The organism is Novipirellula caenicola (assembly GCF_039545035.1).
GTDB lineage: Bacteria > Planctomycetota > Planctomycetia > Pirellulales > Pirellulaceae > Novipirellula > Novipirellula caenicola.
The window spans coordinates 356082-368568 of the sequence record NZ_BAABRO010000002.1; the positions used below are offsets into that span (position 1 = coordinate 356082).

Consider the following 12487-nt stretch of genomic DNA (forward strand, 5'->3'; position numbering starts at 1 on the left):
ATTGACGGACTAGGAAGTCCATCATACACCCCTTGCCGCAGGAAACTTCACTAAATCAACAAGCGTGTAGAATTTCGATTTCCCAATGGGTTATGCCATACTGCCGAAAGTCTTGACGACTTCCGCTACGGTTTTCAGACGGAGCCTAGTGCCAAAGTAGGTCGAAGCCAGCAAAATCGACATTTTGTTTGTAAGGAAGGTGCCGTTTCGCCGTCCCTCCGGCAAAGCCAACGTCAAAAGTTCGACGTCGGTGGCGGACCAACCGGTCGCCGCAGCCATTACTCACCGAGAAACAACGTCATGAGAAACAACGTCGTCGGCGAAACGAACGATGCGACAAACATTCGGGCAGAGGACGGAAATTGACTTTGATCCATAGCGTGGCTAGATTATTCACTTCGTCATCGATGTTCGCATTCGAAGATACCTGCCGTTATTGTTTTGCCTGCACTCCAGTCCGACGCCCTCTTTGTGACGCGGGCGATCGTTTGAAAGAAGAACGGAACGTATCGTGAACACGAAGGGGCGGCGAAGACGAACATCGATTTTCTGTCTGGGAGCCATCGCGTGGCTGACGATGGCGTCATGTTCGCTTAACCGCAGCCGCGACGGCCAGAATCAAATTAGTCTGTCGGGCTCGAGCACCATTGCACCTTTGGCGGCGGAGATCGGCAAACGGTTCGAATCACGTCACCCGAACGTCCGAGTGGACGTCCAAAGCGGCGGCTCCTCACGAGGCATTGCCGACACTCGCCGTGAACTTGTTGATATTGGGATGGTGTCACGCGAGCTGAAGTCGGAAGAGCAGGATTTGATTTCCGTTGCGATTGCCCTGGATGGCGTCGCCGTGATTGTCCATCGCGACAATCCGATCACCTCACTTACCGACAACCAAATTGCCGCGATCTACACCGGAGACATCGAAGATTGGCGTGACGTAGGAGGCGAACCGGGGCCGATCACGGTTGTCAACAAAGCCGAAGGACGATCGACACTCGAGTTGTTTACGCAATACATTCAAGTCGACCATCGTCGTATCCGAGCCGACATCGTGATTGGAGACAACGAGCAAGGCATCAAGACCGTGGCGGGCAACCCGCGTGCGATCGGCTACGTTTCGATTGGCACTGCGGAATACGATGCCGCCGCTGGCGTGGCAATCAAACTGTTGCCAATGAACGGGGTGGCGGCGAACATCGAGAATGTTCGCAACGGCAGCTTTCCGCTGGCACGCCCCCTGAATCTTGTCCTCAAACAACCTCCGGCGGGACGCGTTGCCGCGTTCATTGAATTTGCAAAATCGGATGAAGTCCATGACATCATCAAGGAGCAATACTTTGTTCCCTTGGTCCCGTGATGCATCGCTGGCGTGGTTTCTACGTGGATGTGGAATGATCACCGGCACCATCGTGTTGCTGATCCTACTGTTTCTGTTGCTGGAATCCTCCGTTGCATTTCGCGAAGTTGGACTGACACGATTTTTCACGGACGCATCGTGGCATCCGTCGGGTGGCGCTTCGCAGGGAACGTTCAATTTGGTGCCAATGTTGGCAGCCACGTTGCTGAGCACCGTCGTCGCCGTCGCGTTGGCCACGCCGCTGGGGATCGGATCGGCGATGTTCGCCCATTTCTATGCTCCTCGGCCCTTGGGCCATGCGTATGGAAAAGTCATCGAACTGTTGGCGGGGATTCCCTCGGTCGTGTACGGCTTGTGGGGACTTATCGTGTTGGTGCCGCTGGTCGCCCGAGTGCAACCACCTGGTGCGAGTTTGTTTACCGCCATCGTGGTGCTCACGATCATGATCCTGCCGACAATCGCCTTGTTGGCGGGTGCCGCGTTTGAGAATTTGCCGGCCGAGTACTTGCAAGCCTCGGCGGCACTGGGGCTCTCGCGAGGCCGAACCGTATTGAGTGTCGTTTTGCCAGCGACCCGTTCGGGGCTTGCGACTGCGATATTACTGGGTACCGGCCGCGCGATCGGCGAGACGATGGCGGTGTTGATGGTCGCCGGAAACGTCGTACAACATCCAACGGGCCTGTTCCAACCGGTCCGCACGCTGACCGCCAACATCGCACTCGAGATGGCGTACGCCATGGCAGACCATCGATCCGCCTTGTTCGTGTGCGGATTGCTGTTGATGGTATTGGTGATCGTGTTAGTGGGCGCCGCAGAATGGGTTAGCCAGGGGCGGATTCATGGTTAAACCGACATCACTTCGCACCGACGACGTGGTCGACGTCACTCAAGTGGCGACAGTGAACCAACACGGATTGACCACCACGGCGGCGGCGATCGACCGGGCCATGACGATCCTCGTTTGGGCGATCGCAGCGATTGTCACCAGCTTGTTTGTATGGATTTTATTGGACGTCATTATCGCGGGTTTGCCCGCGATTTCGTGGCAGTTTCTGACTGAATCGCCTGATAACGCCGGTCGTGATGGCGGCATTGCTCCGATCATCCAATCGACGTTGTTGGTATTGGCGGTGACAATGATGGTCTCGTTGCCGTTGGGGGTCGGAACGGCAATCATGCTCAGCGAACTAACGGCGACCGAGAGTGTGTTCGCACGTTTGGTCCGCCGCAGCTTGGATGTTTTAGCAGGCGTTCCCTCGATCGTGTTTGGGCTGTTTGGAAACGCGTTCTTCTGCATCTATCTTGGCTTGGGGTTTTCAATCCTGTCGGGCGGATTGACGTTGTCGTGCATGGTGTTGCCGATCTTGATCCGGTCGACCGAGGAAGGATTTCGCTCGGTTCCGCCCGAGTACCGACTCGGTGCTGCCGCACTCGGATTGTCGCGGACGGCGACGCTATGGCAATTGCTATTGCCCGCGGCGGTCCCCGGAATCGTGGTCGGTTTGGTGCTGGGAATCGGCCGAGCGCTCGCAGAAACCGCAGCAATACTTTTCACCAGCGGGTATGTGGACCGGACACCTCAATCGCTGTTCGACTCGGGTCGCGTATTGTCAGTGCATATCTTTGATTTATCGATGAATGTGGCCGGTGGAGACCGACACGCCTATGGATCGGCGCTGGTGCTGATCGCCATCTTGTTACTCATCAATGCGTCTGCCACCTGGACCGCTAAACGATGGTTACACCGCAGGATCACGACGTTATGAGTTCAGAGAACCCTAACCAACCCCATCGCGCCAAAGCGACGGACCGCCAGCCATGCGATCCCGCCAGCGATCCGTTTACGATCGGACCGGTGGATGTCGGGCCGCCGTGCTGTGTGCCCGAGCCATTGATCCACGTTAAAAATTTGGCGGTACATTACGGCCCCCAATGTGTACTCGATGGAATCACATTGACAATCCACCGCGGATGTTTGACTGCGTTGATTGGGCCCTCAGGGTGTGGCAAGACGAGCTTTTTGAGCAGTTTGAATCGACTGACTGACATGATTCCCGGCTGCCGGGTCGAGGGCGAGATCACGCTCGGAGGACTCGACGTACGAGCCACCCGTGACGTGATTTCACTGCGTCGCCGCGTCGGCATGATTTTTCAGAAACCGAATCCGTTCCCATTGTCGATTCGCAAAAACATCGAAATGCCGCTAAAGGAGCACGGCATCCGAAATCGCGCCGAGCGGGGCGAAATCCTCCAGTCGGTCTTGGAAGATGTCGGATTGTGGAGCGAGGTGAAGGATCGACTTGATGCTGCGGCGCTCTCGCTCTCAGGCGGCCAACAGCAACGTTTGTGTATCGCTCGCGCCCTCGCGTTGCGTCCCGAAGTGCTGTTGCTGGATGAACCCTGCAGCGCTCTAGACCCGCTTTCGAGCCGCGTGGTCGAAGAACTGCTGACTCGATTTCGTGGGCGTTATACCGTGGTGGTAGTCACTCACAATTTGCAGCAAGCGCGTCGGATTGCCGACTACGCTGCTTTCTTTTGGGCCACCGAGGGAACGGGATCGCTGATTGAATACGATACCGGGGAACGGATTTTCGAGACGCCGCAACAACCGTTGACGGTGGCGTACGTCAACGGAAAAGCGGGCTAAACCATCCTTTCGGCGTTTCAACGGTGGCTGCCGAACGGTTGATTGCGGTCTCCGTCCATGATCGGCATGGAATTCGCGTCCTCCGTCCGATAGCCGAGCCGCTGCGTTGACGATCGTCGTCATGCTGCGCTCAGGCATTACGAATGCTCACACAGGGAGAGGACGTCGTGTTTGGATCAAATCAAACGAGCCCCGTTGCCGAGTACGCAGCGACTGGCGAAATCGAGCGGGTGTACCACGAGGTACGACAAACGCTTCGGGTACGCGGCATCAATCTGATCTTTCGCACCTGGGCCGGGCACAAAGGGCTGCTGCCGATATTGTGGGATACGGTCCGTCCCAACGCCGAGACGATGATGTTCGAACAATCCTCGGATCAAATTCGTGCGGCCGCAGTGGAGCTGGCAAAGCCGCTAGGGGATCTCGGCGCGAAACAGCAAACGTCACTGGGCCCGAGCCAAGCGTTTCAATTGCACGAGATTTTAAAACTCTATCACTACATCAACCCTAAGCTGCTGTTGATTGCTTCGGCGGTACGTCAGGGACTCGATGGGGAATTGTCGATCAAACGATACTCGGCAACCGAACCGGCCGAGCGGATCGCCCCCGGTGTCCCGGCAGAGATGGCTGCACTGGAGATGGAAGACGAAAACCCGAGCGACGAACAGCTGCAGACACTCTTTAGCGACATCACAGAAACGCTTTCGCTACGCTCGATCAACAGCGACTATCGCAGCTTGGCACTTTGGCCGAATTATCTGGACGCGGTATGGCGCAACCTGAAACCCAAGGTTCAATCCCCCGCCTATACCGCCGCCGCGGATCATCTGCGAGAACGGTCGCGGCGCTTGGCATCCGAACTGCCCTATCCCGTGCCCTTGTCACGAACCCGACTAGAGGGTGAAGGAATTGATTTTGATGAGACGCTGCGGAGCTGTGAAACGTTTGAACAGCTGCTGCCGGGATTGATTCTAAATATCGCGATGTGCCTGCGAGATTGGCAACCCGATGACGCTCTACTTCAGTCGCCCTTCCCCGCGACTGCAATCTCACCAAACTCGCAAAACGACGAGCGACCTGAATTCACCGGAGGTGCAAAATGAATTGGCGTGATTATCAAGCATTACAAAAAGTAACGAACTTGGGCGACCGCTTCGTTAGCTATGTCGATGAGGGCAGCGGAAACAACACCGACGACGATCCGGTGATCTTGCTGCATGGGATTCCCGTTTGGGGTTACCTGTGGCATCAAGTGTTGCCAGCACTGGCAACGCATCATCGTACGCTGATACCGGATTTGCTAGGCTTCGGTTTTTCCGATCGACGTGACTGCTTTGACCGCTCGATCACTTGCCAAGCGGAAATGATCGACCAATGGATGGAGAAACTGGGGATCGCCCAGGCCGCATTTGTCGCTCATGATATTGGCGGGGGCGTCGCACTGCGATTGGCAACGCTGTTTCCGCACCGAGTCTCGCGACTTTGCGTGATGAACACGGTCTGCTATGACTCGTGGCCGATTGAATTGATGCTGCAATTTGGACATCCTGGCGCCAAAAGTCTCGCTTCGGCATCAAAAACAATCACGTCGCTAGGCGTGGCACTGAAAAGCGGATTTGCCACGTCGCCTAACAGCGAAGTGATGGATGGACTACTGGCTCCCTACCACACCGAAGTCGGCAAATTGTCATTGATCCGCAACGCCGCTGCGCTGAACACCAACCAGACGACCGAGATCACCGATCGGTTGCACCGGATTGAGGTACCAACGTTGGTGTTGTGGGGCGAAGATGACAAGTTTCAACTGGCGAAGTATGGGAAACGTTTGGCGACGGACATCCCCGGTGCTCAGTGGGAACCGATCGCTAACGCTCGCCACTTTGTCATGCTCGACCAACCCACTCCCGTCGCGACGCATCTACAGTCGTTCTTATCCGCAACAACCGCAGCGGTAAACTCCGTCTGAACCGCGGAATCCCAGGTAAGCGTCAGGGGTCGAGGGTCGCGATAGGGACAGGGGCTGCGGCGGAGGACACCGGCACGGGGGTAACGGTGCAGTTCGTGAATCGGGAGGCGGTCGGTTGCGTGCTGCGCTGCCGGATCGTTTTGCCAATTGGCACGCTCGTTGCTTTTCTATGGCTGACGAGCGGTTTGGAGTGCCATTTTTGACAGTCACTGCCACAAGCCCTCATCCCCCACCTAACTCAATCTTTTGGAGGCTTACGATCATGTTAAGTTCACATTGGCAGCCGATGGCAGACGTGAATCGGCTTCGTAGCGAATTGGACCGCTTGTTTGGTCAAGTCAGTGGTGGCAATGGTCCTTCACGACGCGGAACCTTCCCATTGGTGAACATGTGGGAAGACGACAACGCGCTGTATTTGGAAGCGGAACTGCCAGGATTTGAGATGGATGATCTCGAGATCTACGTCACCGGTGGTAACCAGTTGTCGATTTCGGGAGAACGAAAACAGCCTGAGCACGAAGCAGGTGCATGGCATCGACAAGAACGTGGTTTTGGCAAGTTCCGACGCACGTTGGAATTGCAACAGGACGTCGATAGCGAGAACGTGTCTGCGAATTTCCGCAACGGCATTTTGACGCTGACGATGCCCAAGAGCGAAGCGGCTAAACCACGGCGTATCGAAGTGAAAGCGAACTGATTTTCTGTCCGCTCCCTGCTTAAAAAAGTGACGCGGATGCCGGCCGCGATTCGGCACGCAGGCTAGTCGCGAAACCGCACGCCGCGTCACCCAAGCATCCCACACCCCACTCAATTTTTCAAAAGGTGATTCTAATGTCCACGACCATGAGCAATGCGGATAAACAAGCCGGCGACAGCGCGAGTCCTGAACAAACCTATCAATCGACTTACGTTCCACGGTTTGACATTTGGGAAGGCGAAGAAGAACTGTTGCTGTACGGTGACTTACCGGGCGTCAGCGTCGACGATCTCGACATTCGGTTTGAAAATCGCGAGTTGACGATTCACGGAAAAGTCCCCTCGCGTCACGAAGGCGATTTTTTGGTTAGCGAATATGGCACTGGCGATTTCCATCGAACGTTTACAGTTGGTGAAAGCATCGACGCCGAGAAGATTTCGGCCGAGATGAAGCACGGCGTATTGACGTTGCGACTGCCAAAATCCGAAAAGGTGAAACCTCGCCGGATCAAAGTTCAAGCCAACTAAAAACCGCGTGCAATTGGCTTCTCGCCTGTCCACCAACGAATCGAGCCTGTTGAAGCCCACTTCAACAGGCTTTTCAAACCAGCAAGAAAAGAGCAAGTCCCCGTGTCGGCCCGCATTCCAAGTGGGAGCCGTGATCGGAGCCACGCTCGGCTCATTAACGCGGTAACGGTTGCCGCGACGATCACCCCCAGCGTCACGCTAACGGCTTGGAAAGCCGTGCGACTACCCAGGGGGCATCATGCCATGCGGCATGAATCCGTTGCCTCGACTGGAATGTCAACGAGGAGGTCGATTGACTATGGCGTGATCGCTTGAAAGAAGTTGTAGATCGGGCGTCCGGGCACGTAGACTTTTGGACGCACGACCACCGGCGATACCGCGACCGGAGCGGGTGCGACAGGTGCGACATAGGCAGCCGATGAGGCGGGAACCGCAGGCGAGTACGAGACCACCGGCGCGACCGACGGAGTGTCGTAGAGCGTCGGTCGCTGTACCACCACGGGCGCCGTCACGCTCGGTGCCACGGGAACGGCATAGCCGCTCGTATACGCGGGTCTGGCAACCACGACAGGTGCCGAAACGACAGGTGCAGTCACCACGGGTGTCGCCGCGACGGGCTGGACCACGGGACGGTACAAAATCACGTCTTGGGCAATCGCACTGCCCGTAATCAGAAAAAGACAAACCATCAACGGGGCGACCATTCGTGTATGCATTTTTGGTTATCTCTCAATAAGGGGTTGGATCACTAAATTTGCCAGCAAGCGAGAGTCAAACGGTTGCAAAACACGTGCCGTCGCAAGCGAAACACCAGCGTCCCAAAATCGCGGTCGTGGCAATGCTAATCCCTGTGCCCCCGGTTTCGACCCAACGGACGTCAACTTAGTGCCATCGACTTTAATAGCGTTCGCGGCTCGGGGCCCCGCCCAGTTGCAGCGAGTAAAACGTTCGAAATTCTCCGGGCGAGGGCTTTGCGCTATTACGAAAGCCAACCACCTATTTCCATAGTCGATGACCCTCGGTGAACCTGCCAAACTGACGCCACGCTGATTGCACTGATCACGGCGAATCCTGGACTCCCTTGACATCACCGCGAAGTTTTTTGGCTCGTCCTTCGCTCCACAATCGCAATCCTTCGAGCCGCTGCTTGCCTCGCTCGAAGTACACCGGGGTCAACGTTTCCCAATGAGCTTGATAGCGTCTCTCTCGCTCGACCTGCCAATCGTCGCGAGGCGAAACGACTTCCATTGCTTCGAGTGTGCTCATCAACTCCGCAGCAATCGATTGGTGGCCTGGAATCGTGGGATGCACATGATCGAGCAACCAATTCTGACCGGGGATTCCACCCTTGCTTTGCATTTCAAAGCGTTGTCGTGACGGCACCAACGGAGTATCAGTGATCGCGGCAACCTGTCGAAGCCGCTCACGAATGGGCGACACCATTCGCAGCGGGCAAATGTCTTCGTCGACGGCAATTTGGAAGTGTTGCTTTGCTTTGACGAATTGTTGGTCGTCAAAGTAGAGCAAGCCGAGTTGGTAATGTAAGCCTGCGTGACGAGGGTTGATGTCGACTGCGAGTTCGAGTTTTTCGATGGCTTTTCGTCGATCAAGAGAAAACCTTTCGCGCGCCTCGGTGACAAGTTCTTCGCAACGTTGCCGATCCGCGTCGGATACCGCGGCTGTATCTTCGCTTTTAAACGGGGGACAATCTCGCAAGTTCACAGGCAGATCGACCAACAAGATCGGGACTGCAGCAGATTTTGCCATTTCGATGATGCGGCGAAGATTATAGCCAAAGTGCATCACGACCGATTGTTGCCAGTCGTCATCGCGATGGTATTTTGCTAGGCCGCCCCGATAATCCAACAACGCGTCGACCTCGGTCGTCATCATGTTTCGGGAGGTGACGTCGCTATCTTGGTCGGACGAACTTTCGCTCGCGGGGGCCGCGAGCCCGTGAACCCACTGCGTCACCCGCAGTTGGCTGATCCCCCGATACGCCCCCGCCACGCTGTCTGGTAACTGCTTGATTCCGGCATACGAACGGTCTTCGAGAAACTCGTTGTGTCCGGTAGCCACGACGATCAAGTCGGGTTCATGCTGCAGCATCTCTTCGAGGATCGGGACCAACCGATAGCTGGCGTAGGACACGCCCCCACAATTGATCACTTTCCACTGCTTCGCCGGATCGGCCGCCTGCAGACTGAGTTCCAACCATGTCGTGAACGAAGTCTCGATCGAATACGGTCGTCCTTGAACCGTCGAGCCGCCTAAACAAACGATCCGATATTCGTCCGGCGGTTTGGTCGCCGCGAACGATTCGGGCTGAAAGTATTCAAGCCGATTTTCGGCGGTACCCCAGTTTTGTCCATCCTCGCTTCGCACGAACAAAGGACGCACGTTCTGGAAATCGACAAATGGGTCACGCAGCACGATTTGCGGCTGCCAATCGATCACCCTGAGTCCCAATTCGAACAAGATCACCGGGGCCAAACCGATCAGAACTGCCATGACAGGAAAAAACCACCGTTTTTGCCGACGGGCGAATCGGCGTTTCGAAGGCTGCATGTCGCTCATGGTCAGCGGGGTTAGATCCTATAATAGGTTTGTTCCTGTCGCGTTTGGCAGTCCCAGTATAAACCGTTTTGCCAAATCCGTATCCCACCGCAATCCCGACTCAAGCTAGTTCGATGTTTTCGGCCGCGGCAGTTTCTGAAACCACTGTGTTTCTGGTACCAAAGGGTTTCTGGCAGCCAAGGGTTTCTGACAGCAAAGGGTTTCTGGCAGACAAGGGTTTCTGACACCGCAGGACCGTAGACGCTACAATCCGCACTGGGGCGATTGACCTCTTCCCTTTTTACTCCACACAAAACCTCAAACGGACCATGCGATGCAATCTCCTCAATCGGTGAAGGTTTCTGGACTGTTTGTTTGCGTTTGGCTCGCCATGCCGTTGGTTGCCGTGGCGAGTGATTCATGGCCGCAATTTCGTGGGCCGCATGCGGATGGCGTCGTTCGCGAAGCAAACGATCTTCCGGTCCAGTGGACCGCCAATAAAAACGTGGCATGGAAAACCGAGATTCCTGGACGCGGATGGTCATCCCCGGTCGTCTGGGGAAACCGAGTCTTTTTGACCACCGTCATCAATCACGGCGATGGCGAAGAGCCAAAGAAGGGCTTGTATTTCGGTGGCAATCGGCCTGAGTTGCCGGCGTCGGAACACGAGTGGGTGGTGATCTGCTTGGATTTAGACAGCGGTGATCTGGTTTGGAGAAAACAGGTTCGCAAGGCGTCACCAAAAACCTCGATCCATTTAAAGAACAGCTATGCATCGGAGACGCCCGTTACCGACGGCGAACACGTGTACGTGATGTTTGGCGGGGTGGGGGTTTACTGCTTTGACATCGATGGCAACGAGGTTTGGATGCACAACCTCGAGCCACGAAAAACGCGATACGGCTGGGGCACCGCCGCGTCGCCGGTGCTGTTTGGCGATCGACTGTACCTGGTCAACGACAATGACGAAGAGTCTTATCTGATGGCGTTGGATAAACGCACGGGCGAACAAGTCTGGCGAACTCCGCGGGACGAAAAGAGCAACTGGTCGACTCCTTACCTTTGGAAGAACGAACTGCGTCGCGAGATCGTGACGCTTGGTTCTGAGAAGGTTCGCTCGTACGACTTGGATGGTAACTTGTTGTGGTCACTTAGCGGCATGTCGAGCATCACGATCGCGACGCCGTACCAGCACAATGGCTTGCTCTTCATCAGTTCGGGGTACGTTGGCGATCGCGATCGGCCGCTGTACGCGATCCGCCCAGGAGCCGAAGGCGACATCTCACTCGAGGGGACCGAAACTGCGAACGAATCAATTGTCTGGAGTCAACCGACCGGAGCGCCGTACAATCCGACAACGATCGCGTATGAAGGCATCGTGTACGTGTTATATGACCGTGGTTTGTTTGCCGCGTATGATGCCGCAGATGGCAGCGAAGTTTACTCGAAGGTACGGATCCCAAACGGAGGCGAATTCACATCATCACCGTGGGCCTATCACGGCAAGATTTTCTGCATCAACGAAGACGGAGTGACGTCGGTGATCAAGGCGGGCAAAGAATTCGAGTTATTGGGCAGCAATCCGTTGTCTGACGATGACATGGCGATGGCAACGCCTGCGATCGCAGCGGACCGATTACTCATCCGCACCGCCAAGCGAATCTACTGCATCCAAAAATAGGTTCACCATCGCGATCGGGCCCCTTGGGTCGTCAAAACATAACCAAAGTCTTGGCGACATTCGCTACCACTGCGTCGCTGAAAACAGAGGGGGAGAGCGACTCAATCGTGGGAAGAACTGGAATGCCCCCCGGAAAATAGACTTACGGCGGAGTGGGACTCAACCGCAGTGCCTTAGGATCCAGCTCAGACGACGATTAAAGGCATTCAACGCACCGCTATTGTCATCCCCTCGGCATCCCCTGCATCCCATATTTCCTAAAAAACAGAACGCTCCACGACGCACACCCCCCCTCCGGAGTATGTTGTCTGTTATAAATGGATATCGTAGGTCAGTGGTGCGGTTGGCTGACAATGGCAGCAAGAATTGATTCTTTGGAATAGGAGGGGCGTGGAGATGCGTTTAGACGATCGAGGGAGCGTAGGACATCCCGGTTCAATAGAACCCAGCCAAAGTCCGACAGCAAACGAACTAGAATCAGCCAATACATGGGAGAAGACTCATCCTGGCACACGGCTTGTCAACTGGGACGAGTGGCCTCAGATTGCAGCCCATTTGCACCTGACGCAGCGAGAGCTAGACGTGATAGTCTTACTCTTTTACGGTCATACCCGCAACGCGATTGGCCGCATGCTTGAGATCCAACCGCGTACGGTACGCCAATACGTGGAACAACTGCATTTGAAGCTAGAGGTGCAAGATCGTGTTGCTCTGGTCTTGAAGGTAGTGGAGTGTCGCGACGCACTTCGCACGGGTGACGAACCACGCGAGGAAGTTGGGGATGACGACTTGTTTCCTGCGAGCGCTGCATCTCGACAAAGCCGGCCGAAACGACAGCATCCGGTGCTTTGACACGCTACGCCGGCACGGTGCTCCGTCGTACGATAATCCCTCTTCGACTATTCTTGCATAGCTTTCGATCCACACGAACGTGCTTGGGCCATGTCTTTGCGCAGCGTTGATTCAATCAACGGGGTGTGACCTGTCATTTTCCAAATGTCTCAAGTGCATGCACTAGGGCACAGGCACACACCGGACAGATGTCCGGTGAACAGT

General features: G+C 55.6%; 12 protein-coding genes. 10 read left to right on the forward strand and 2 right to left on the reverse strand.

Annotation, left to right across the window (positions count from 1 at the left end):
• The first annotated feature begins 511 nt into the window (after window positions 1–511).
• The 8 genes from ABEA92_RS05330 to ABEA92_RS05365 all read left to right on the forward strand — a co-directional run bounded on the left by ABEA92_RS05330 (window position 512) and on the right by ABEA92_RS05365 (window position 7194).
• Window positions 512–1357 (forward strand): phosphate ABC transporter substrate-binding protein, encoded by an 846-nt coding sequence (locus tag ABEA92_RS05330; RefSeq protein ID WP_345682768.1) that lies wholly within the window; start codon window positions 512–514, stop codon window positions 1355–1357.
• A complete protein-coding gene (pstC, locus tag ABEA92_RS05335; protein WP_345682769.1) occupies window positions 1338–2204 on the forward strand; it encodes a phosphate ABC transporter permease subunit PstC in 867 nt (288 codons plus the stop codon). The genes ABEA92_RS05330 and pstC overlap by 20 nt, the downstream gene beginning before the upstream one ends.
• Window positions 2197–3123 carry a phosphate ABC transporter permease PstA gene (pstA, locus tag ABEA92_RS05340; RefSeq protein WP_345682770.1) on the forward strand — a complete coding sequence of 309 codons (927 nt, stop codon included), beginning with the start codon at window positions 2197–2199 and terminating at the stop codon, window positions 3121–3123. The genes pstC and pstA overlap by 8 nt, the downstream gene beginning before the upstream one ends.
• Window positions 3120–4004, forward strand: coding sequence for a phosphate ABC transporter ATP-binding protein (locus ABEA92_RS05345; RefSeq protein WP_345682771.1), 885 nt, complete (start codon window positions 3120–3122; stop codon window positions 4002–4004). Before pstA ends, ABEA92_RS05345 begins: the two co-directional genes overlap by 4 nt.
• Before the next feature lie 167 nt (window positions 4005–4171).
• The gene (locus ABEA92_RS05350; RefSeq protein ID WP_345682772.1) at window positions 4172–5107 is read left to right on the forward strand and encodes a halocarboxylic acid dehydrogenase DehI family protein; all 936 of its coding nucleotides are present in this window, start codon (window positions 4172–4174) and stop codon (window positions 5105–5107) included.
• Entirely contained in the window at window positions 5104–5970 is an 867-nt protein-coding gene (locus tag ABEA92_RS05355; RefSeq protein ID WP_345682773.1) for an alpha/beta fold hydrolase, read from the forward strand. The genes ABEA92_RS05350 and ABEA92_RS05355 overlap by 4 nt, the downstream gene beginning before the upstream one ends.
• A 262-nt stretch (window positions 5971–6232) precedes the next feature.
• Window positions 6233–6667, forward strand: coding sequence for an Hsp20/alpha crystallin family protein (locus tag ABEA92_RS05360; protein ID WP_345682774.1), 435 nt, complete (start codon window positions 6233–6235; stop codon window positions 6665–6667).
• Window positions 6668–6801: 134 nt separating this feature from the next.
• The gene (locus ABEA92_RS05365; RefSeq protein ID WP_345682775.1) at window positions 6802–7194 is read left to right on the forward strand and encodes an Hsp20/alpha crystallin family protein; all 393 of its coding nucleotides are present in this window, start codon (window positions 6802–6804) and stop codon (window positions 7192–7194) included.
• Between the two features lie 296 nt (window positions 7195–7490).
• Here the strand turns inward: ABEA92_RS05365 and ABEA92_RS05370 are convergent, their stop codons facing one another.
• Together ABEA92_RS05370 and ABEA92_RS05375 are read right to left on the reverse strand one after the other, a co-directional pair.
• The gene (locus tag ABEA92_RS05370; RefSeq protein ID WP_345682776.1) at window positions 7491–7910 is read right to left on the reverse strand and encodes a hypothetical protein; all 420 of its coding nucleotides are present in this window, start codon (window positions 7908–7910) and stop codon (window positions 7491–7493) included.
• A 343-nt stretch (window positions 7911–8253) separates the two neighbouring features.
• Window positions 8254–9705, reverse strand: coding sequence for a hypothetical protein (locus ABEA92_RS05375; protein ID WP_345682777.1), 1452 nt, complete (start codon window positions 9703–9705; stop codon window positions 8254–8256).
• A 379-nt stretch (window positions 9706–10084) separates the two neighbouring features.
• Here ABEA92_RS05375 and ABEA92_RS05380 point away from each other — a divergent pair, with 379 nt between their 5' ends.
• Together ABEA92_RS05380 and ABEA92_RS05385 are read left to right on the forward strand one after the other, a co-directional pair.
• Window positions 10085–11431 (forward strand): outer membrane protein assembly factor BamB family protein, encoded by a 1347-nt coding sequence (locus tag ABEA92_RS05380; RefSeq protein ID WP_345682778.1) that lies wholly within the window; start codon window positions 10085–10087, stop codon window positions 11429–11431.
• A 396-nt stretch (window positions 11432–11827) separates the two neighbouring features.
• Window positions 11828–12283 carry a response regulator transcription factor gene (locus ABEA92_RS05385; protein ID WP_345682779.1) on the forward strand — a complete coding sequence of 152 codons (456 nt, stop codon included), beginning with the start codon at window positions 11828–11830 and terminating at the stop codon, window positions 12281–12283.
• Window positions 12284–12487: the final 204 nt, after the last annotated feature.